The sequence below is a fragment of the Paraburkholderia graminis genome (assembly GCF_003330785.1).
GTDB lineage: Bacteria > Pseudomonadota > Gammaproteobacteria > Burkholderiales > Burkholderiaceae > Paraburkholderia > Paraburkholderia graminis.
Map to the genome: position 1 here is coordinate 2,836,908 of NZ_CP024934.1, position 21,075 is coordinate 2,857,982.

The window sequence follows — 21,075 nt, forward strand, 5'->3', positions numbered from 1 at the left end:
GCGCTCTTATTTGCCTCGCGCGGCGAGATCCACGCCGAGCGCGCCGTCCGTGCTCATTTTTACCGTGCCCTTCGAAACGTCCCTGCGATAGCCATATAAATCGAACTTCATCACGCCGGGGTTCGAGCTGTCGCTGATGAAGGTTCGCGCGTTCGTGACGAGCGAGTTGAACATCTTCACGTCGCCCGATTCGATCCATACGTAGCTCTTCGTAGCGTTGGCGGGCGGCCGCGCGACGGTAATGCCGGGTTCGCGCTTGAACTTCAGCACGAGGCCCTCGTCCGTGACGGTGGCGCTTGCAAGACGCCCTTGCAAGACCGGCGGTGGAAACACGGTGTACTGATCGAACACGAGCTGGTTGCCTTCGAGCGCGACGCCCTTGCGCGTGAACGGCGTCAACGACGCAAGCGGAATGTCGAGCGCGCGCAGCAGTCCCGCCTGCGGCACGCCAAGCACCTTCACCGACGCCGGCTCGTACACGAGATGCCGCTCGTCTCGCGCGACGATTGTGCCGCTCATCGTCGTCGGCAGCCATACGCCCGGAAAGTGATTCCACAACTTGATGCCGCCCGTGACTTCGAGCTTGCCGTCGACCGGTTTCAGTTGCAGATCGTTGAGCGAGCGCGGCTCGTAATCGAGCAGATAATCGTTGAATAGCGCGGCCATCGCCGGCCACGGTTCGACTACTTCGCCGCCGATGATGCGTATGTCGTACTGATCGGGATTGTCGAGATCGACCGGTTGGCCAGGCGTCTTCGGGACCATCTGCGCGTCGAGCGAACGCACGTGAAAGCCGATGCGCCCGGCCACGTAGAAGTCGACGTTTTCGACGTGGATCAGCGGGGTGGGACCTGTCGAACGACGTTCGTCGTTGGGTGTGAGCGTTGCAGCGTCCCGGCTGCCGCGAGACAACCCCGTACGCAGACTGACAGGCATCGCATGCGCGGCCGATGCGCGTTGCACACTCTGCGGCGCACGTTGCCACACGAGCCGCGCCTGCGCCAGCGACGCCTGCTGCGCGCGAATCAGGCTGTCGTTAAAGCGCGCACTCGCGCTGCCGATGCCGATGCCGATCCGCGGCGGCGGCTCTTTCGCCGCGCTCGCGAGCGTCGCGTATGAAGGCAGATGCACGTCGAGCGCGCCGGCTTCGTCGAAAGTGAAATAGCCGGCGGCCATCTGCTCGCGATAGTGGTACAGATCGAGCACGAACGGCGCGCTTCTATCGATGGGCGTCAGCGCCATGTCGATATTCATCGGCATCGAACGCATGAACTTCACGTCGCCGCCTTGCACCAGCATGCCGCGCGCGGGCATGTTCGCGGGCCAGTCGATGTTGGGCAGCGTGCCGTCGTCCAGCGTGAAGCGCACGCCCGCCGCGCTCGTGTCGATGCGCGTGATGCGCATGCGCAGCGCGGGCGGCGGCGTGAGCTTCGCGACCTGCATCACGACGTCGTCGCCGTCGAGCCGCGCAATCGGCGTATCGACTTTCAGCAGATCGGCCATCTTCACATGCGCGGCCTGCATCAACCGGTCGGCGGCCACGCCCGCGACTTCGACGTGATCGGCATGGAACACGAGTTCGTCCGCGCCGCGCATCGCAAGCGATCCGGACAGCACGATCGGCACCCACGTATCGCGATGCATCTCGCCGGTTATGCGCAAACTGCCGCCGTCTTGCGGCACCACGCGCATATTGCGCAGCGGCGAGGCTTGGTACTGGAACAGATAACGGTCGAAGATCGCCGTGAGCTTTGCGCTGTCGAGCGTGACTTCGCCGCGATGAACGTCGATCGTCACGCTCGTCGGGTCATCGAAAACAATCGGCTCACCCGCGCGCGTCGGCACGAGCGTCGCCGCCATGTCGTGAATCATGAAGCCGATGTCGCCGGTCACGCGAAAGTCGACATCGCGCGCGAGCATCAGCGAGCCGTCGATGCCCGAGTCGCGCAGCGTGAGCGCGCGGCTGCGCTTGATGCTCATGCCGCTCGCTGTGGGCACGCGCGCCGCGATGCTTTGCTCTAACGCGAGTTGTCGGGCCTTGGCGGCTTCGATCGCGGGACGTGGGGATGAAGCGGGCTGCGCGTGCGGCGCGCTTGCGGTTGGGCTTGCGGTTGGGCTTGCGCTTGCGCTTGCGGTTGGGCTTGCGGTTGGGCTTTGCGTGTCTGCGGAAGGCGCAGTGTTTGCGGTTGTCGAATTCGCGTCGGCGCATGCAGACATGGAAAGCGCCGCGACGAGCAGCGCGAAGCTTGCGACAAGCGGCGCGCGCCATCCATGCTCGCGGGCCGTGCGTATGTTTTTCATGATGTCTCCTCCTGAAGCCGCGACGCATCTCGACGCATTTCGACGCGCAAATCGCGCGCGCCGACGCCGCGCGGTCTTCAATAATTGTCTTTATTTGTCCGCGCGCTGCCGACAAGATTTCTGGAGGACGCTCACCAAACGATCAAGCGTTTGAATCGCCGCGATCGGTCAGCGAAATGCCTTGCGCGCCGGACCTGAGCGGACTATCGACGATGCAAATTCAAACGCTAATCGCACCGCGGTTTTTTTTCAAAGCGGCACGGCGCGCCCTTCAACCGACACCGAGCCACTCGCGCATCACGTCGGTGCGCTGCACGAAAGCATCGAGTTCGCCGTCGAACACGATTTCGCCATGACCCATCACCGCGACGCGGCTCGCAATGTCCCCCGCGATCACGAGCCTCTGTTCGATCAGCAGCATCGCCATGCCGCGCTCGCGCAGCATGCGCAGACATTGCGCGACCTGCTGCATGACGAGGCTCGCAAGGCCCTCGCCGGGTTCGTCGATCACGAGCAGATCGGGATCGCCGAGCAGCGCACGCGCGAGCGTCAGCATCTGCTGCTCGCCGCCCGACAGCGCGCCCGCGCGCGTGCGCCTGCGCTCGCGCAAAACTGGGAAAAGCGCATACGCATCGTCGATGGTAAAGCGCGGCGCGCGTCCGCGATTTGCACTATTGCCCGGCCCAACCCCCAGTTCGAGATTTTCGCCGACGCTCAACGTGGGAAACACGTCACGATGCTCCGGCACATAGCCGATACCGAGCCGCGCGATTTCAAACGTACGCAGCCCGGCAAGCGAGCGGTCTCTAAAGCGCAATTCGCCGTCGCACTGCACGAGGCCCATGATCGCCCGCGCGAGCGTCGAGCGTCCCGAGCCGTTGCGGCCGACGAGCGCGAGCACTTCGCCCGCGCCGATCCGCAGGTTCACGCCATGCAATGCCTGGCTCGGACCGTACCATGCGTTGAGTCCGCGAATGTCGAGCAAGGGCGTCATGCGTCGAAACCTTCGCCGAGATACGCGGCGCGCACCGCGGCATCCGCGCGAATCGCCGCGGGCGTGCCGGTCGCGATAATGCGCCCTTGTACAAGCACTGAAATGCGATCGGCGATGGCGAACACCGCGTCCATGTCGTGCTCGACCATCAGCAGCGTGCGGCCCGCGGTGGTCTCGCGAATCAGTTCGATCGCGCGCGCCGCCTCCGCGCGATTCATGCCGGCCGTCGGCTCGTCGAGCAGCAAGGTATGCGCGCCGCCCGCGAGCGCAATGCCGAGATCGAGCGCGCGCTGCTCGGCATAACTGAGCGTCGCGGCCTGCACATGCGCGCGTGCGCCGAGGCCGACCGCGTGCAGCACCTGCGAGGCGCGCGCATCGACCGTGGATGAACCCGCGAAACGCTGCCACCAGCGCAAGCGGTCGCGCTCGGCGAGCAGCGCGGCGCAACGGAGGTTGTCGAATACGCTCAGGCGCGCGAACACGCTCGTACTCTGAAAACTGCGCGCGAGTCCGCGCCGCGCGATCGCCGCCGGCGCGAGCCGCGTGATCTCCGCGCCGAACAGGTCGATGCGTCCCGTGTTGGGACGCGCGTCACCCGCAATCAGATTGAAGAGCGTGGACTTGCCCGCGCCATTCGGGCCGATCAACGCGTGACGCTCGCCTGGTTCGATCGCGAGATTCACGCCGCGCAGAATCTGCGTGGAGCCGAAGCGTTTTGTGACGCCATAGAGCGCGAGTGCCGGGATCATCGTGTGTCTCCGGCGTTGTGCAGCGCGCGGGCATGCGCGGCGAGGCGGGTTTGCGCGCGGCTCGCGGCGAGCGCCGCTACCGTTCCGCACGCTGCCAACGCAACAATTGCTACGACGAGCCGCCAGGGTGACGACACGCCAAACGTGATCAGCGAAGACGCTGTGCCGACGCGCAACGCGGCGCCTTCGTCCGCGCCGAATTGCGCCGCGTAGGCCCACTGCACCGCGAGCACGATGGCGGCGCTCCATAGCAGGAGCGCCGCTGTGCCTGCCAGATAGGCGACCATGCAAGCAGCCCGGCACGAGCGCCAGCCCAAGCGCGTTAGCCGCGCCAGGTGCCGCTGCGCGAAGCCAGCGATCCCATCCGGTGCAGCGACCACGATCACGATGAAGAACAGCCCCAGATAAAAGAGCCAGGCCCGCGTGACACTCGCCACCGCCACGCTGAAAAACGTCAGCACGACCGCGCCCACGACCGGCCCGAAAAAGACGCCCGTTCCGCCGATCACCGTTGCAATCAGCACCGAGCCCGAGCGCACCATGCCGACGCTTTCCGTCGACACCAGCTCGACATTGATGAGCGCCAGCGTGCCCGCGACGCCCGCAAAAAATGCCGAAATCACGACGACGCCGTGGCGAATCCGTCGCGGATAGCAGCCGATGGCCGCGGCCCGCGCCGGGTTGTCGCGCACCGCATTGGCAAGCCGCATGAACGGCGAGCGCGACAGCGCGAACATCGCCGCGCTCGCGAGCAGGCACCACAGCGCGATCAGCGCATACGCCTCGCGAGCCGGGCCGAATGTGAAGGCGCCGAGCGGCGGACCGCTCGCGCGATCGATCGCGACGCCCGCCTCGCCGCCGAACCAGTCGGGCAAGGTCCACGCGGCCGCCGCCACCAGTTCGCCGATGCCGAGCGTGATCATCGCGAATGCGGTGCCGGCGCGCCGCGTCGAGATGAAGCCGAGCAGCGCGCCGCATACCGCGGCCCCTGCCCCGCCGATCAGCGGCAGCAGCACGAGCGGCACGCCGGCGCGATTGAACAGATGCGCGGCGATCAGTGCGCCTAGGCCGGAATACGCCGCATGTCCGAACGACAGCAATCCCGTTTCGCCGAGCAGCAGATTGTAGGAAAGCGCGAAGACGATCATCGTCGCGGTCTGCGCGAGATAGGCGAGCAGCCAGCTTTGCGGCGACAGCAGCGGCGGCACAAGAAGCAGCAGGACCAGCGCGAGCCACGGTAAAAGATTGCGCCATAACGCGCGTTGATGCGGGGCATCGGGCTCGGCGGGCGTTATCGTCGAGGCGACTGCAGTTGCTGACTTCGAGACCTTACGCATGATCGTCGCGCCGTCCGAAGAGTCCGCGCGGGCGCAACGCCAGCATCGCGACGAGCAGCAGATACGGGATCAGCGGCGCAAGCTGCGCGAGCGTCAGCGCGTCCCATTCGCGCGGCAGCGAGGCGTCGAAAACGGCGAGCACGTCGCCGAGCGAAACGTCGCTCGCGACCGCGAGCGTCTGAATGCAGCCGATCAGCAGCGACGCCGCGAGCGCACCGCCGAGCGACCCGAGCCCGCCGATCACCACGACGACGAACACGATCGAGCCGAGCGATTCTGCCATCGACGGTTCGATGACGGAAAGCGGCGCGCCGATCACGCCGGCCAGCGCGGCCAACGCCGTGCCCGCCGCGAACACGCCGGTGAAGACGCGCGGCACATTGTGGCCGAGCGCTTCGACGGCGCTCGCGTGCGTGAGCGCGGCGCGCACCACGAGCCCCGCCTTCGACACACGCAGCACCGCGTACAGCGCCGCAAGCATGACGAGCGAGAGCGCCATCATGAACGCGCGATAGCGCGCGAAGGTCGCGCCGTAAAGCGTGAAAAGCGGACCGTCGAGTACAGCCGGCACGCTCGCGCCGAGCGGGCTCAAGCCCCAGCCGAGCTTGACGAGTTCGCCGAGCACGTAGGCCGCGCCGAAGGTCAGCAGCAACTCGGCGAGATGTCCGTGACTTCGCACGCGGCGCAACAGCCAGCGCTCGAGCGCCGCGCCGATCAGGCCGACGACGAGCGGCGCGATCACGAGCGCGGCCCAGAAACCGAAGCGCGCCGCCACCGAATAGCCGACGTAAGCGCCCAGCATGTAGAAGCTCGCGTGCGCGAAGTTGAGCACGCCGAGCATGCTGAAGATCAGCGTCAAGCCCGCCGACAGCATGAAGAGCAGCAGGCCGAAGCTGATTCCGTTCAGCAGATTGATGACGAACGACTGCACGCCTAGTCCGCGGTGCCGATGGCAACGCCGATCGGCTCGAGCGCCGCGCGCAGTGCGTCGGGCAGATTCACCGGACGGCGCGTCACGCGATCCACGTACACATGCACGAAGTGGCCTTGGGCGGCGGCTTCGTCGCTGCCTTCGCGAAAGAGTCCGACTTCATAGCGCACGCTCGACGCACCGAGCCGCGTCACCCGCAAGCCTGCGTCGACGCGCTCCGGAAACACCACCGGCGCGAAGTAGTTGCAATGCGTTTCGACCACGAGTCCGATGGTCGCGCCGCGCTCGAAGTCGAGCACGCCCGCGCGGATCAGATACTCGTTCACCACCGTATCGAAGTAGCTGTAGTAGACGACGTTGTTCACGTGACCGTAGACGTCGTTGTCCATCCAGCGCGTGGTGATGGTGAGGAAATGCGGATAGGCGCTTCGTGCGGTGGGTTGGGGTTTGGATGCGGTCGTGGACATGGGCGTTGGTTCGAACGAAGGTGGCTGTGGGGCGCTTTTGTTTATCGGTGCATCGCGGAGAGTCGTTGTCGTGGTGCCATTGGTGCCATTGGTGCCGTAGTGCCGTTCGTCGACGCTGCTGCGAGACCTGCTTGCGGCGAACCCGTCGAACTCGGCGCGCGCACTTACTGTCCCGGCTTGTCGACGAATTCAAATGGCAGACCGCGCCGCCGCATCCATTCGCCGAGCGCCTGACCGGTGCCCGCGCGCCAGGGACGCAGATTCGCCGGTTCCACGAGCCGGTATTCGAGCAGTTCGGGCGACAGCGAAATGGTGCCATGCGCCTTCACGTGATACGCGATGATCAGTTCGTTCTTGCGGATGAATTCATACACGCCGATCAGTTCAACCGACTCCGCGTGCAACGACGTCTCCTCCCACACCTCGCGCGCAATGCCCTCCTCCGGCGTCTCGCCGTTTTCGAGGAAGCCGGTGATCAGCGCGAACACACCCTCGGCCCACGCGGCGTTGCGCGCAAGCAGAATCTTGCCTTCGTATTCGACGATCGCGGCAACCACCGGCAGCGGATTGTTCCAGTGGACGTAGCCGCATTGCTCGTCGGGACAGGTCTGGCGGATGCGCCCGCCTTCATGCTCGGCGTCGGCCCGCTCGATGAGAGGCGTCGAGCAGCGCGGGCAGAATCGGTAGTCGGTCATGGTGAGTGGTTTTTTGTGGGGTTTGTCGCGGGCGGCGGTGGGTGCATGTGGTGCGTTTCGTGCGTTGGGCTGCGTGGGCCTCGGTCGCTATTGTGCGGGCCTCGCCGGTTCATGGGCTCTGCGGACTGGCGAGGCCGGCTTGGCGCAGCGCAGATCGTGTGGCATTGTGGGTTGCGCGGCTCGTCGCTTTCATGGGTTGAGGCAGCATGGCCCGAGGGTTTGCGTGCGTGGTGTGCGTAGCTTGTGCGGCCTATCGCGCGTGGGTGGCGTGGGTGGCCTGCATGGCTTGCATAGCTCGCGCACCTTGCATAGCTCGCGCACCTTGCATAGCTCGCGCACCTTGCATCGCTCGCGCACCTTGCATAGCTCGCGCACCTTGCATCGCTCGCGCACCTTGCATCACTCACGTGCCTTGCATCGCTCGCGTGGCTTGCATGGCCTGCGTCGCTCGCCGCCGCGCCCACTTCGCCCACCTCCAGCGCCCTCCGCGCCTTGCGCGACGCACGCCATCTTACGCCGCGCATAGCTCGCGCACTTCCGCTACGAAGCGCTCGACCGTTTCCGGCTGCGTGTCCCACGCGCACATCAGCCGGCAGCCGCCCGCGCCGATGAACTCGTAGAACTTCCAGCCGCGTTCGCGCATGGCCTTCGCGGCTCGTGCGGGCAACTGCGCGAACACCGCGTTCGACTCGCGCGGAAACATGATGCTCACGCCGGGAATGTCCTGCAAGCGCGTTTGCAGCAGCTCGGCCATCGCGTTCGCATGACGCGCGTTGCGCAGCCACACGTCGTTATCGAGCAGACCGAGCCAAGGTGCGGAAATGAAGCGCATCTTCGACGCAAGCTGCCCTGCCTGCTTCAGGCGGTAAGCGAAGTCGTCGGCGAGCGTTCTGTCGAAGAACACCACCGCCTCGCCTACCGGCAAGCCGTTCTTGGTGCCGCCGAAACACAGCACGTCGACGCCCGCGCGCCATGTGATTTCCGAAGGATGCACGTTCAGCGCGGCGACCGCATTCGCAAAGCGCGCGCCGTCCATATGCACTTTCAGACGATGCCGCCTCGCGACCTCCGCGATCGCGCGCACTTCGTCGACGCTGTACACGGTGCCGACTTCCGTCGACTGCGTCAGCGTGACGACCTTGGGCTTCGGATAATGGATGTCGGCGCGGCGCGTGACCACGGCCTCGATGGCGTCCGGCGTGAGCTTGCCGCCAACGCCCGGCGCCGTCAGCAGCTTCGAGCCGCCGGAGAAGAATTCGGGGCCGCCGCATTCGTCGGTTTCGATGTGCGCGAGTTCATGGCAGATCACCGAGTGGTACGACTGGCACAGCGACGCCAGCGCGAGCGAGTTGGCCGCCGTGCCGTTGAACACGAAGAACACCTCGCAGTCGGTCTGAAACAGGTCACGCAGACGGTCGCAGACCTGGCTGGTCCAGGAGTCGTCGCCGTAGGCCGGTTCGTGGCCGCTGTTGTTGGCGGCGATCAGCGCGTCGAGCGCCTCGGGGCAGATGCCGGCGTAGTTGTCGGACGCGAAATGTTGCATGCTGGGCGGCGCGGCCGGCGACAGGCGCGCGGGGATGACGGAAAGCGCTCATTTTAGTGCGCCCGGCGGCCGTTTGTTGTATCGCTTTGCTTCGCTGAAGTGGCAGCGGGGCTGAGGCGGGGCGACTGGGCGCAAAGCGCTAGGGCTCCTCGCCGTTCGGCTTGGCCGATAGCAGTTGGCGTGTCGCTCCTTTTGTTCATCAACCGTAGCCGACATGGCCGCCAAACCCAAGCCGCAGCAGCAAAAGCCTGCAGACGGACAATTCCGCCTTGTTCCTGGGCGGCATCGCCGCCGTGGCCGCGCGCGCTCAACCGCAGCCGCAGTCCGGCATCCGCCCTCGCCCACGCGGCATCCGCGCGACGACGACAAGGCCCGCAGCGCCCACCAGCAACGCGCCGGCCGCGAGCCACAACGCGAGCGAAAACGAGCCGGTGTGCGCGGCGATCGGCGCGGCGACCAGCGGGCCGACGATCTGACCGAGGCCATAAGCGGCTGTCGCGTAGCCCATCAGGCCGGCTGCATCGTCGCCGCGCAGACGCCGCGCCTCGCGCATCGCGAACAGGGTGATCGCGGTGAACGGCACGCCGATCAAAATGCTGCCGAGCGAGAAACCGCCCGCCGTCGGCCAGACGATCCCAAGCGCGATACCCGCGGCTTGCAGCACGTAGCTGCCCGCCAGCAGCACTCGGTTATCCAGATGCAACGGCAGGCGCGCCGCCAGCAATGCGCCGACCATCAGCGCCGCGCCGAACATCGGCCAGAACAGGTCGGGCCACGGCGAGCCGGGCAACGCGTGGCGCGCGATGACCGGCAGGAACGTCGCGGTGATGATGTAGCCGAAGCCCGGCACGCCGTACAAGACGACCAGCCAGAAGGCGTCCGCACGATGCGTGGCAGGCGCGCTGTTGACGGTTGGATGTCGCGTTGTGGCGGCGCCCGCACGGCTTGCGCCGGTTTCGTCCGACGTCGCGGCGGCCACGTCGCTGGCTCTCCGTTCTGTCGCAGACAACGCCGACGCGCGCCCTGCCGCCTTGCGATCAGACGCAGCGGCATTGCCAAACGCCGGCCACACGGCTGCCGCCAGCACCGCCGAAATCAGGCCGAAGCCGATCCAGCCCGCCGTCGCGCCATAACCGCCCGCCGCGCTCACCAGCAGCCCCGTTCCGACGATGCCGACGCCCGGCCCCGTATAAATCACGCCGCTCCACGCAGGTTGACGGAGCTCGGCGAGCCGCCGCAAGCCCCACTGCGACGCGAAAACGAAAGTCCACGCGCTGACCGCGCCCGCGACGAAGCGCACCACCGCCCACACCCAGAACTGGCTCGTGACGCCCATCGCGAGCGTCAACAGCACGGTCAGTGCGAGCCCCGCGCGCACCACCCGTGCAGGTTCCACGCGCAACGCCGCGCACGTGAGCGCGCCGACAAAGTAGCCCGCGTAGTTGAACGACGCGAGCCAGCCGCCGTGCTCGATGTCGATTGGCGGCTGACCGAACGCGCCGCCGTGCAGCATCAGCGGCAAAAGCGGCGTGAAGGCGAACCGCCCGACGCCGAGCGCGACGGCGAGCGTCACCATGCACGCAAGCGCCGCACGCCGGGCCGCGTGAGATTCGGTGGGAAGGCGGTGGGCGTCGGAAGCGAGATCGTTCATGGGCGGCCATTCGAAAGGCGAGGGAGCGGTGGAAACCGCGTCGGGATCGCGGGCCCGGTGAGTCGCACCGGTAGTCTCATATTAGCTTGACGATCCAATCATGAAAAATGAATAATTTGGATACCATCCATCGCTAGGAGAGAATCGTGGACCTGGCCGCCTTGACGATTTTTCGGGCCGTCGTACGCGAGAACGGCGTGACGCGCGCCGCCGCGAAGCTCAACCGCGTGCAATCGAACGTCACCACACGCATCAAGCAGCTCGAAGAGCAACTCGGCGCGGAACTCTTTATCCGCGACGGGCGGCGTCTTGTGCTGACGCCCGCCGGTGAAACGCTGCTGCCCTACGCCGAACGCCTGCTCGCTCTCGCCGACGAAGCGCGCCATGCCGTGCGCGCCGACCGTCCCCGCGGACGCCTGCGTCTGGGCACGATGGAGAGCGTCGCGGCCACACGTCTTCCGGGCCTGCTCGCGCAGTATCACCAGCAATGGCCGGATGTCGCGCTCGAACTGGAGACGGGCACGACCGGCAAGCTGATCGAGCGCGTGCGCGAATTCGACGTCGACGCCGCTCTGGTGGCTACGCCGTTCGACCCGGCGGTCCTCGGCGATGTATTCGAGACGGTGCCGGTGTTCAAGGAGGAACTCGTGATGCTGACGCCGCGCGGGCATCGGCCGATCCGCGAAGTGCGCGACATCGCGCTGTCGACACTGGTTGCATTCGAGCGCGGCTGCGCGTATCGGACCTACATCGAGAACTGGTATCTGGAGCACGGCGTGAGGCCGGCGCGTGTGCTGGAACTCGGCTCGTATCACGCGATCGTGGCTTGCGTCGCGGCGGGCGCGGGCGTCGCGGTGGCGCCGCGGTCGGTGCTCGGCTTGGCCGCCGACGCGAGCAATATCGCCGTGCATGACTTGCCGGACATCGGCGCGATCGAAACGCTGCTCGTCTGGCGACGCGGGCATTTTTCGTCGGCGCTCAATGCGTTGAAGCAGACGCTGTTGGGGCAGGAGAATGTGCGGGGTTTGGGGGAAGCCGGGGGCGTCGATGTGGCGGATGTGGCTGGCGATGCCGAAGCGCATGCACGCGTTCAGGCTGACGTGGGCGCGGACGTCGCGTAATTTTGCGCTGAAGCGCTGCGTGGTTTGCGGCTGTTTCAGTGAGCGATTGCGGTTCACGCCGAAGTGAGGCGTTCACAACCGGCTCCGAACCGGCAAGCAACCGCTTGCGCAAAGCCGCTCGTGCAAAAAATCGGGCCACGCACCACGCCGACAATCCGGCGCGCTACGTGGCCCTCTTTCTGAACTCTACAGCCGGCCTTAAAACAGCCAACCGCAGCTCACCAGCGAATCAGAATCAAAGCTGCGCTTCGACCCAGCCCTTCACGCCAGCCAGCGCTGCCGGCAGATTGGCCGGCTCTGTGCCACCGGCCTGAGCCATATCCGGCCGGCCGCCACCCTTGCCGCCAACCTGCTGCGCGACAAAATTGACCAGTTCACCGGCCTTGACCTTCTTGCTCGCGTCCGCCGTCACGCCGGCAATCAGACTGACCTTGCCGCCTTCGACGGAAGCCAGCACGATCGCCGCGCTCTTCAGCTTGTCCTTGAGCTTGTCCACCGTTTCGCGCAGCGTCTTCACGTCCGCGCCTTCCAGCGTTGCCGCGAGAACCTGCACGCCGCCGACGTCGATTGCCTGACCGGCCAGTTCGTCGCCCTGGCTCGACGCCATCTTCGACTTGAGCGCGCTCAGTTCTTTCTCGAGCTGCTTCACCTGATCCTGCACCTGCGTGATGCGCTGCGTCAGTTCGGACGGCTGAGCCTTCAGCACCGCAGCCGCGGCGTTGATGCGCGCGTCGAGGTCCTGCACGAAGCGCACGGCGTTATCGCCGGTAATCGCTTCCACGCGACGAATACCCGCGGCCACACCGCCTTCCATCACGATCTTGAAAAGACCGATGTCGCCCGTGCGATGCACGTGCGTGCCGCCGCACAATTCGCGCGAGAAGCCGAGATCGAGCACGCGCACTTCGTCGCCGTATTTTTCGCCGAACAGCGCCATCGCGCCGCCCTTCACCGCTTCGTCGAACGGCATGACGCGCACGATGCCCGGCGCGTTCGCCAGCACCTCGGCGTTGACGATTTGCTCGACGCGGCGGATCTGTTCGTCCGTCATGGGCGCGTTGTGCGCGAAGTCGAAGCGCGTCTTGTCCGGATCGACGAGCGAGCCCTTCTGCTGCACATGCGAACCGAGCACTTCGCGCAGCGCCTTGTGCATCAGGTGCGTGGCCGAGTGATTGCGTGCCGTGCGCGCGCGGCGCACTGCGTCGATCTCGGCCTTCACCACGTCGCCGACCTTCAGCGTGCCCTGTTCGAGCGTGCCGTGATGACCGACCACGTCGGCCTGGACCTTCAACGTGTCCGCGACGGCGAAGCGCACGCTTGCGTTGGCGAGCAAGCCCTGGTCGCCGACCTGGCCGCCCGATTCCGCGTAGAACGGCGTGTGGTCGAGCACGACGACGGCCTGCTGGCCGTGCGTGACCTGCTGCACCGACGCGCCGTCCACATACAGCGCCACGACCTTCGCGTCGTCGAAAACGATTTCCTCGTAGCCGTGGAACGTGGTCTTCGCGCCCGAGTATTCGAGGCCCTGCGCCATCTTGAACTTGCCGGCCGCACGCGCCTGTTCGCGCTGACGCGCCATGGCTTCGTCGAACGCTGCTTCGTCCACCGTCACTTCGCGCTCGCGGCACACGTCCGCCGTGAGGTCGAGCGGGAAGCCGTACGTGTCGTGCAGCTTGAACGCCAGTTCGCCGTCGAGCGTCTTGCCGCCCTTCCTGTCCAGCTCGGCGAGCGCGTTGTCGAGAATCGACATGCCATGCTCGATGGTCTCGAAGAAGCGCTCTTCTTCCTGACGCAGCACGTCGGTCACGCGTTGTTCCGCGTCCTTCAGTTCGGGGTAAGCGCCGCCCATTTGCGCGACGAGGTCGGCCACCATGCGATGAAAGAACGAACCCTTCTTGCCGAGCTTGTAGCCGTGACGGATCGCGCGGCGCACGATACGGCGCAGCACGTAGCCGCGGCCTTCGTTGCCGGGAATCACGCCGTCGACGATCAGGAACGAGCACGCGCGGATGTGATCGGCGATCACCTTCAGCGAGTTATTCGTCAGATCGCTCACGCCGGTTTCGCGCGCCGCAGCCTTGATGAGCGCCTGGAACAGATCGATTTCGTAATTGCTGTGCACGTGCTGCAAGACAGCGGCAATCCGCTCGAGGCCCATGCCGGTGTCGACGCACTGCTTGGGCAGCGGCGTCATGTTGCCTTGCGCGTCACGGTTGAACTGCATGAACACGAGATTCCAGATCTCGATGTAACGGTCGCCGTCTTCGTCCGGCGATCCCGGCGGGCCGCCCCACACGTCCGGGCCGTGGTCGTAGAAAATTTCCGAGCACGGACCGCACGGGCCGGTGTCGGCCATTTGCCAGAAATTGTCCGACGCGTAACGTGCGCCCTTGTTGTCGCCGATACGGATGATGCGCTCGACCGGCACGCCCACTTCTTTCGCCCAGATGTCGTGCGCTTCGTCGTCTTCGTGATAGACGGTGACCCACAGCTTGTCTTTGGGCAACTGGTAGACACCCGTCAGCAACTCCCACGCATAGTGGATTGCGTCGCGCTTGAAGTAGTCGCCGAACGAGAAATTGCCCAGCATTTCGAAGAACGTGTGGTGACGCGCGGTGTAGCCGACGTTTTCGAGGTCGTTGTGCTTGCCGCCTGCGCGCACGCTGCGCTGCGCGGTCGTGGCGCGCGAATACGGACGCGATTCCGCGCCGAGGAACACATCTTTGAACTGCACCATTCCCGAATTGGTGAAGAGCAGTGTCGGGTCGTTGCCGGGCACAAGGCTCGACGAGCGAACGATCGTATGGCCCTTCGATTCGAAGAACTTGAGGAATTTCTCGCGGATTTCGGCGGCTTTCATGGCGTGCGGGGGACGGTCCTGACTATTCCAGACTTCTACCGGCGGCATCGTGAGATGCGCCAACTGTTTGTTTCTTAAACGACTGATTATACGGGATCGGCGCCCTTGCGCGGCAGCGCCGCGGGCCCGTTAGCCATTCGGCCAGGTTTGACCGGGCAGTGTGAGACATCGGCATGCGTCTGATGCGTCTCATGCGTCTTATGACGTTCGGCCGACTGCGCCGGCCCGCGTCAATCGCTTAAGATTGCCCACATCCGCGGTGCCTCGCGCGCCGCCCACCTGGATTGGAGACATCGACAAACATGGGCGCTCTCAGTCATATCCGCGTGCTGGATCTCACCCGCGTGCTCGCCGGTCCCTGGTGCGCGCAGACGCTTGCCGATTTCGGCGCCGACGTGATCAAGATCGAACGGCCGGAAGTGGGCGACGACACGCGCCACTGGGGGCCGCCGTACCTGAAGACGCCCGACGGCGCGGACACACACGAGGCCGCGTACTACCTCGCGGCGAACCGCAACAAGCGCTCGGTTACCGTCGACATCGCATCGCCCGAAGGCCAGCGGATCATTCGCGAGCTGGCCGCGCAAAGCGACGTGGTGCTCGAGAACTACAAGGTCGGGCAGTTGAAAAAATACGGCCTCGATTACGCGTCGCTAAAAGAAGTGAAGCCCGATCTCATCTACTGTTCGGTGACGGGTTTCGGGCAAACTGGACCGTATGCGCAGCGCGCGGGCTACGACTTCATCGTGCAAGGCATCGGCGGATTCATGAGCATTACCGGCGAGCGCGACGGTCAGCCAGGCGGCGGCCCGCAAAAGGCGGGCGTGGCGATTGCCGACCTGATGACCGGCATGTATTCGACCATCGCGGTGCTCACCGCGCTCACGCACCGCGACCGCACGGGCGAAGGCCAATATATCGACATGGCGTTGCTCGACGTTCAGGTCGCGATGCTCGCCAACATGAATTCGAACTACCTCGCGAGCGGTCAGCCGCCGGTGCGCTGGGGCAATGCGCATCCCAACATCGTGCCGTACCAGACCTTCCAGACGAGCGATGGCTGGATCATCGTCGCGGTGGGCAACGACGGGCAGTTCCGCAAGTTCGTCGAAGTGGGCCGGCGTCCCGATCTTGCCGATGACGAGCGTTTCGCGACCAACCCCGCGCGCGTGCGCAACCGCGACGTGCTCGTGCCGATTCTCGCGGAGATGGTCGGCCTGCAGGGCAAGCAGCAATGGATCGCGGCGCTGGAGGCCGCGGGCGTGCCGTGCGGTCCGATCAACGATCTCGCCGAAGTGTTCGAGAACGAGCAGGTGGTGGCGCGCGGCATGCAGGTCGACTTGCCGCATCCGTCGGGCGGCACCGTCAAGCTGGTGCGCAATCCGATCAACATGACGGGCACGCCGCCGCAGGCGCTCACTCACCCGCCGACGCTCGGCGAACACACGGAGAGCGTGCTGCGCGAGGTGCTCGGTTACGACGATGCGCGGATCGCGGCGTTGCGGAATCAGGCGGTGATTTGAAGCATGCCGTCGACGGGCGGGCGCGATAGAGCGATGTAGTCGCGATTGCGGCGAGCGTCGTGTCGACGGTTCGGCGCGCGTGCTACGGAGAGCCGCGCGGACCAATGTCACGACGCATCTAGCGCGGCTGCCTCGCGTTCACGCTTATGGCGGCCATGCGCTTTCATGCTCACTTGCCGAGCGACGCCAGCCAGTCGCGCGCGTCCTGCCAGTCACCGAGTCCGCTGTCGGCATTGATGTGCCCGCGCGGGCCGACGTCGATCCAGCGGCTGCCCCACGCTTTCGCGCAGGCTTGCGAGAACGGCACGCCGCCGTACGGGTCGTCCGTGCTCGCGACGACGATGCTCGCGAACGGCAGGCGCTCGAGCGGTACCGGCGCAAAGCCGACGGCGTCCTGCGGAAAGTGGGCCTCGACCGGATCGGGCACGGCGACCAGCAGCGCGCCGGCGACCTTGGCAAGCTGCGCGGCGCTCGCGTACTGCGACGCCCAGAACGCGACTGTCAGGCAGCCGAGGCTGTGGGCCGCGAAGACGATCGGCGCATCCGCGGCGGGGACGGCTGCAACCGCGACGTCGAGCGCGCGGCACCACGCGTCGCGCACGGGATGATCCCAGTCCGGCATCTGCACGCGAGTGAATGCCGGATCGAGCGCCTCCCAGCGAGTCTGCCAATGCCCGGCACCGGAGTTCTGGTAGCCGGGCAGGATGAGTGCGTTGAGTTTTCGTGCGTTCATGGTGTTCCCCGTCGTGTTGTTTTTGGCGATGCAATCGTGAATGCGGCCGAGCGCGCTTAACGTCGCGCTTAACGTCGCGCTTACCGTGGCATTTAACGTATCACGCGCCCCACTCCTATACCGCGCGGATCGGCGGCCGGCTCGGGCATGGTGCCGTCGATGCGGATCATCTGCACGTCGCCGTTGAACGATTGTGCTTCGAGCGCGTAGCCCATCGCTTGCAACTGCTCGGCCAGTTCGCCGGTAATCGGCCGGTAGGGCTCGAAGTAGATCGTCTTTTGCGGCAGCAACTGGTGATGAAAGCGCATCGCCGCGAGCGCGTCGGCGGGCGTCATGTTGAAGTCGTACAGATCGGTCATCACCTGAAAAATCGAGGTCGGAATGCGCGAGCCGCCAGGCGTGCCGATCACGAGCGACACTTTGTTGTCCTTGAGGACGATGGTCGGTGTCATCGACGAAAGCGGGCGCCGGCCCGGCGATATCGTGTTGAGTTCGGCGCCGGACTGGCCCGCCGTGCCGGGCTTCGTCACGAAGTCGTCCATCGCGTCGTTCAACAGGAAGCCGGCGCCGTCGACCACCACGCCGGAGCCGAATTCGCCGTCGAGCGTCGTCGTGTTCGACACCGCGTTGCCCCATTTGTCGACGACCGAGAAGTGCGTCGTCTGCGCCTTTTCCGGCGGCGCTTCGCCAAGGCCCGGCTTGACGGGCGTCGCGCCCGGCACCTCGTCGGCTTTGACTTCGTCGGCGCGTTGGGCGAGGTAGGCGTCGTCGAGCAGCTTGTCGACCGGCAGCTTGTACGAGTCGGGGTCGCCCAGGTATTGCTGCCGGTCGGCGAACACGCGGTCCTCGATTTGCGCGATCAGATGAATGTACGGCGCGGAATTCACTTCGAGGCCGTCGAAAGCCTGCTTCACATTGGCCTTCATCTTGAGCATCTGTATCAATCCGACGCCGCCCGAACCCGGCGGCGGCGCAGTGAGCACCTGATAGCCGTTCCAGTTCGCGGCGAGCGGCTGGCGCCAGAGGGCCTTGTATTGAAGCAGATCGGCGCGGGTGACGAGACCGTGGCCGTACATCTGCTGCGCGAGCAGATCGGCGGTGCGCCCTTCGTAGAACTCGCGGCCGCCGTCGCTCGCAATGCGCGCGAGCGTTTGCGCGAGTTCGGGCTGTCGATACGTGGCGCCGGCCTTCAGACTCGAGAAGTAGGCATCGAAATTGGTCTTGCCGGCAAAATTTTTCGCCGTGGCGTCGCGCCGCTGCTGAAGCCAGGGGTCGACCTGAAAGCCGTCGGTGGCATAACGGATTGCGGGCGCGAGCACCTGCTTCCACTTGAGCTTGCCGAAACGCTGCTGCGCCTGCCACATGCCGTCGACCGTTCCCGGCACCGCGACCGCGCGATGCCCGACGACGCTCATGCCCGGCACCACGTTGCCCTTGTCGTCGAGATACATGTCGCGGGTCGCCTGTTGCGGCGCGCGCTCGCGGTAATCGAGGAAATACGGCTTGCCGTCGACGAAGAGCGTCATAAACCCGCCGCCGCCGAGATTGCCCGCGTCGGGGCGCGTGACGGCCAGCGTGAAGGCGATGGCTACCGCGGCATCGACCGCGTTGCCGCCCGCGGCAAAGATCTGCTGCGCGGCGTCGGCGCTGAAGCGGTCCGGCGTCGCAACGGCGGATGCATCGAAGACGGCTTTGGGCAGTGGCGTTTTTGCGAGCGCCGGAGCGGGCGCGAGTACGCCGGCGGTGAGCGTGGTGAGCGTGGTGAGCGCGGCGAATAGCGCCGCGGCCGCGGCCCGCCGCCAGAAAAAGGTGAAAGGCGCGCGAGGCGCGCCGTGCGTCGGCATTGGCATCCGAGAAACTCCGGCATTGAGGACGAACTGAGGGCGCCATGTTGCACGAACAGCAACGGCCGGTGCAAGCCGGCGATAGCCGGCGCGGTTCGCGCGCGCCGGCGGCGGCGAGGGGCACATGCGCCGTGAGGCCGTAAGGCCGCGAAGCCGTGAGGCCGTGTGGCCGTGAAGCCGTAAGGCCGTGAGGCCGCGAAGCCGTGAGGCCGTGAGGCCGCGAAGCCGTGAGGCCGTGAGGCCGCGAAGCCGTGAGGCCGTGAGGCCGTGAGGCCGCGAAGCCGTCAAGCCGTCAAGCCGCGGGGCCGCGAGGCCCGCGGCCACCACGCCTCCGACGATCGGCCGCATGTCAGCGAGCCGACGGCCGCGCACCCGCCCGCGAGACCTGCGCAAAAAACAAAAAAGCGCAGCATTCCCGCCGGCCTCAGCGCTTTCCCGCGCGCCCTAGAATCCCCACAACCGCACACGAACCGCGCTCAAACGTCGGCCACAGCCCGCACTCGCCTGCCGCATCGAGCCTCGTCAGGTAGAATTGTCGGATAAGTGAGCGCACCGCGCGCCCCCGACAGACTTTCACCATCTCGCATGAATACCGAACGCAACGACGCGCCAGCGGCATCCAATTTCATCCGCAACATCATTGACGACGACAACCGCACCGGCAAGTGGAGCCAGCGCGTCGAAACGCGCTTTCCGCCCGAGCCGAACGGCTATCTGCACATTGGTCACGCGAAGAGCATCTGCCTGAACTTCGGCGTCGCGCGCAGCTATGGCGGCGTGTGCCATCTGCGCTTTGACGACACCAATCCGGAAAAGGAAAGCGTCGAATACGTCGAGTCGATCATCGACGCCGTGCGCTGGCTCGGCTTCGAGTGGCAGAAAGACGGCAAGGAACACCTGTACTACGCGAGCGACTACTACGACAAGCTGTACGAATTCGCCGAGCTGCTGATCCAGCGCGGCAAGGCGTATGTGGACAGCCAGTCGGCGGAAGAAATGCGCGCGAACCGCGGCTCGGCCACCGAAGTCGGCACGCCGTCGCCGTTCCGCGAGCGTTCGGTGGAAGAAAACCTCGACCTGTTCCGCCGCATGAAGGCGGGCGAGTTCAAGGAAGGCGAGCACGTGCTGCGCGCGAAGATCGACATGTCGTCGCCGAACTTCAACATGCGCGACCCGGTGCTGTACCGCATTCGCTTCGCGCATCATTACCGCACCGGCGATACGTGGTGCGTGTACCCGATGTACGACTACACGCACTGCATCTCGGACGCGCTCGAAAACATCACGCATTCGCTGTGCACACTCGAATTCGAAGACCATCGTCCGTTGTACGACTGGATTCTGAACGAGCTCGCCGATGCCGGCATTTTCACGCGTCCGCTGCCGCAGCAAATCGAATTCTCGCGACTGAACCTCACGTACGCGATCACCAGCAAGCGCAAGCTGCTGCAACTCGTGAATGAAGGCCACGTCGACGGTTGGGACGACCCGCGCTTGCCGACCATCGTCGGCGTGCGCCGGCGCGGCTTCACGCCGGAGTCGATCCAGTTGTTCTGCGAGCGCATCGGCGTGACGAAGGTCGATTCGTGGATCGACATGAGCGTGTTCGAAGGCGCGCTGCGCGACGATCTCGACGAGAAGGCGCCGCGCATCGCGGCGGTGCTCGACCCGCTGAAGCTGATCATCGACAACTTCCCGGTTGGCCTCACCGAGCCCTGCAGCGCGCCGGTGCATCCGCATCATCCGGAACAAGGCGTGCGCGAGTTTCCGATTTCGCGTGAGCTGTGGATCGAGCGCGACGACTTCACCGAGACGCCGCCGAAGGGCTATTTCCGCCTGTTCCCCGGCAACAAGGTGCGTCTGCGCTACGGTTATGTGATCGAGTGCACGAGCGCGGAGAAGGACGAGAACGGCAACATCGTCGCGGTGCATTGCAACTACTTCCCCGACAGCAAGTCGGGCACCGAAGGCGCGAACAACTATAAGGTCAAGGGCAACATTCACTGGGTCAGCGCGGCAGCCGCGTGCCCGGCCGAAGTGCGCATCTACGACCGTCTGTTCAAGGAGCCGCAGCCGGACGCCGGCGGCCGCGATTTCCTCGAAGCGCTGAACCCGGATTCGAAGCGCGTGGTCAACGCGTACCTCGAGCCGGGCGCGCACGGTACGTTGCCGGAGCAGCGCTATCAGTTCGAGCGGCACGGCTACTTCGTCGCGGACCGCGTCGATTCGAAACCGGGCAAGCCGGTGTTCAACCGGATCGTGAGCTTGCGCGATAGTTGGGGCAAGCCGGCCTGAGGTGTTATGGCCTGAGAGCGCGCTAGTCGCG

Annotated in this window: 15 protein-coding genes; 3 read left to right on the forward strand and 12 right to left on the reverse strand. The window is 65.7% G+C overall.

Annotated features, from left to right (window positions below):
* Window positions 1-6 precede the first annotated feature (6 nt).
* From CUJ91_RS12540 to CUJ91_RS12580, 9 genes are all read right to left on the reverse strand, one after another.
* The gene (locus CUJ91_RS12540) at window positions 7-2,301 is read right to left on the reverse strand and encodes a hypothetical protein (RefSeq protein ID WP_114156309.1); all 2,295 of its coding nucleotides are present in this window, start codon (window positions 2,299-2,301) and stop codon (window positions 7-9) included.
* Between the two features lie 271 nt (window positions 2,302-2,572).
* The gene (locus CUJ91_RS12545) at window positions 2,573-3,295 is read right to left on the reverse strand and encodes an ABC transporter ATP-binding protein (protein WP_114156310.1); all 723 of its coding nucleotides are present in this window, start codon (window positions 3,293-3,295) and stop codon (window positions 2,573-2,575) included.
* Entirely contained in the window at window positions 3,292-4,044 is a 753-nt protein-coding gene (locus CUJ91_RS12550) for an ABC transporter ATP-binding protein (RefSeq protein ID WP_114156311.1), read from the reverse strand. The genes CUJ91_RS12545 and CUJ91_RS12550 overlap by 4 nt, the downstream gene beginning before the upstream one ends.
* Window positions 4,041-5,381 carry a branched-chain amino acid ABC transporter permease gene (locus tag CUJ91_RS12555; protein ID WP_114156312.1) on the reverse strand — a complete coding sequence of 447 codons (1,341 nt, stop codon included), beginning with the start codon at window positions 5,379-5,381 and terminating at the stop codon, window positions 4,041-4,043. Before CUJ91_RS12555 ends, CUJ91_RS12550 begins: the two co-directional genes overlap by 4 nt.
* Window positions 5,374-6,312: a branched-chain amino acid ABC transporter permease gene (locus CUJ91_RS12560; protein WP_006052024.1), complete on the reverse strand. Its 939-nt coding sequence runs from the start codon at window positions 6,310-6,312 to the stop codon at window positions 5,374-5,376. The genes CUJ91_RS12555 and CUJ91_RS12560 overlap by 8 nt, the downstream gene beginning before the upstream one ends.
* Before the next feature lie 2 nt (window positions 6,313-6,314).
* Window positions 6,315-6,779, reverse strand: a complete 465-nt coding sequence (locus CUJ91_RS12565) for an acyl-CoA thioesterase (protein WP_114156313.1) — start codon at window positions 6,777-6,779, stop codon at window positions 6,315-6,317.
* Between the two features lie 164 nt (window positions 6,780-6,943).
* Window positions 6,944-7,474, reverse strand: coding sequence for an NUDIX domain-containing protein (locus tag CUJ91_RS12570; protein ID WP_053858521.1), 531 nt, complete (start codon window positions 7,472-7,474; stop codon window positions 6,944-6,946).
* Window positions 7,475-7,985: 511 nt separating this feature from the next.
* Complete coding sequence (locus CUJ91_RS12575; RefSeq protein WP_006052021.1) at window positions 7,986-9,017, reverse strand: threonine aldolase family protein; 1,032 nt, start codon at window positions 9,015-9,017, stop codon at window positions 7,986-7,988.
* Between the two features lie 307 nt (window positions 9,018-9,324).
* Complete coding sequence (locus CUJ91_RS12580; RefSeq protein ID WP_114156314.1) at window positions 9,325-10,668, reverse strand: YbfB/YjiJ family MFS transporter; 1,344 nt, start codon at window positions 10,666-10,668, stop codon at window positions 9,325-9,327.
* Between the two features lie 146 nt (window positions 10,669-10,814).
* Here CUJ91_RS12580 and CUJ91_RS12585 point away from each other — a divergent pair, with 146 nt between their 5' ends.
* A complete protein-coding gene (locus CUJ91_RS12585; protein ID WP_006052019.1) occupies window positions 10,815-11,789 on the forward strand; it encodes a LysR family transcriptional regulator in 975 nt (324 codons plus the stop codon).
* A 235-nt stretch (window positions 11,790-12,024) separates the two neighbouring features.
* On the opposite strand, the gene alaS is transcribed toward CUJ91_RS12585, so the two are convergent.
* The gene (gene alaS, locus CUJ91_RS12590) at window positions 12,025-14,649 is read right to left on the reverse strand and encodes an alanine--tRNA ligase (protein ID WP_114156315.1); all 2,625 of its coding nucleotides are present in this window, start codon (window positions 14,647-14,649) and stop codon (window positions 12,025-12,027) included.
* 302 nt (window positions 14,650-14,951) lie between these two features.
* Between alaS and CUJ91_RS12595 the strand changes: the two genes are divergently transcribed.
* On the forward strand, window positions 14,952-16,172 hold the full coding sequence (locus tag CUJ91_RS12595) for a CaiB/BaiF CoA transferase family protein (protein ID WP_114156316.1): 1,221 nt from the start codon (window positions 14,952-14,954) through the stop codon (window positions 16,170-16,172).
* Between the two features lie 169 nt (window positions 16,173-16,341).
* Here CUJ91_RS12595 and CUJ91_RS12600 read toward each other — a convergent pair whose 3' ends face one another.
* Window positions 16,342-16,905: an RBBP9/YdeN family alpha/beta hydrolase gene (locus CUJ91_RS12600; RefSeq protein WP_114156317.1), complete on the reverse strand. Its 564-nt coding sequence runs from the start codon at window positions 16,903-16,905 to the stop codon at window positions 16,342-16,344.
* A gap of 92 nt (window positions 16,906-16,997) precedes the next feature.
* Window positions 16,998-18,755, reverse strand: a complete 1,758-nt coding sequence (ggt, locus tag CUJ91_RS12605) for a gamma-glutamyltransferase (RefSeq protein ID WP_114156318.1) — start codon at window positions 18,753-18,755, stop codon at window positions 16,998-17,000.
* 579 nt (window positions 18,756-19,334) lie between these two features.
* On the opposite strand from ggt, the gene CUJ91_RS12610 reads away from it, so the two are divergent.
* Window positions 19,335-21,044 carry a glutamine--tRNA ligase/YqeY domain fusion protein gene (locus tag CUJ91_RS12610; RefSeq protein WP_006052012.1) on the forward strand — a complete coding sequence of 570 codons (1,710 nt, stop codon included), beginning with the start codon at window positions 19,335-19,337 and terminating at the stop codon, window positions 21,042-21,044.
* The last annotated feature ends 31 nt before the right edge of the window (window positions 21,045-21,075 follow it).

What these genes read in the sequence shown, in the direction of transcription:
- CUJ91_RS12540 (WP_114156309.1), bottom strand. Translation starts at nt 2,301, where the DNA reads ATGAAAAACATACGCACGGCCCGCGAGCATGGATGGCGCGCGCCGCTT.
- CUJ91_RS12545 (WP_114156310.1), bottom strand. Translation starts at nt 3,295, where the DNA reads ATGACGCCCTTGCTCGACATTCGCGGACTCAACGCATGGTACGGTCCG.
- CUJ91_RS12550 (WP_114156311.1), bottom strand. Translation starts at nt 4,044, where the DNA reads ATGATCCCGGCACTCGCGCTCTATGGCGTCACAAAACGCTTCGGCTCC.
- CUJ91_RS12555 (WP_114156312.1), bottom strand. Translation starts at nt 5,381, where the DNA reads ATGCGTAAGGTCTCGAAGTCAGCAACTGCAGTCGCCTCGACGATAACG.
- CUJ91_RS12565 (WP_114156313.1), bottom strand. Translation starts at nt 6,779, where the DNA reads ATGTCCACGACCGCATCCAAACCCCAACCCACCGCACGAAGCGCCTAT.
- CUJ91_RS12570 (WP_053858521.1), bottom strand. Translation starts at nt 7,474, where the DNA reads ATGACCGACTACCGATTCTGCCCGCGCTGCTCGACGCCTCTCATCGAG.
- CUJ91_RS12575 (WP_006052021.1), bottom strand. Translation starts at nt 9,017, where the DNA reads ATGCAACATTTCGCGTCCGACAACTACGCCGGCATCTGCCCCGAGGCG.
- CUJ91_RS12580 (WP_114156314.1), bottom strand. Translation starts at nt 10,668, where the DNA reads ATGAACGATCTCGCTTCCGACGCCCACCGCCTTCCCACCGAATCTCAC.
- alaS (WP_114156315.1), bottom strand. Translation starts at nt 14,649, where the DNA reads ATGAAAGCCGCCGAAATCCGCGAGAAATTCCTCAAGTTCTTCGAATCG.
- CUJ91_RS12595 (WP_114156316.1), top strand. Translation starts at nt 14,952, where the DNA reads ATGGGCGCTCTCAGTCATATCCGCGTGCTGGATCTCACCCGCGTGCTC.
- CUJ91_RS12600 (WP_114156317.1), bottom strand. Translation starts at nt 16,905, where the DNA reads ATGAACGCACGAAAACTCAACGCACTCATCCTGCCCGGCTACCAGAAC.
- ggt (WP_114156318.1), bottom strand. Translation starts at nt 18,755, where the DNA reads ATGCCAATGCCGACGCACGGCGCGCCTCGCGCGCCTTTCACCTTTTTC.
- CUJ91_RS12610 (WP_006052012.1), top strand. Translation starts at nt 19,335, where the DNA reads ATGAATACCGAACGCAACGACGCGCCAGCGGCATCCAATTTCATCCGC.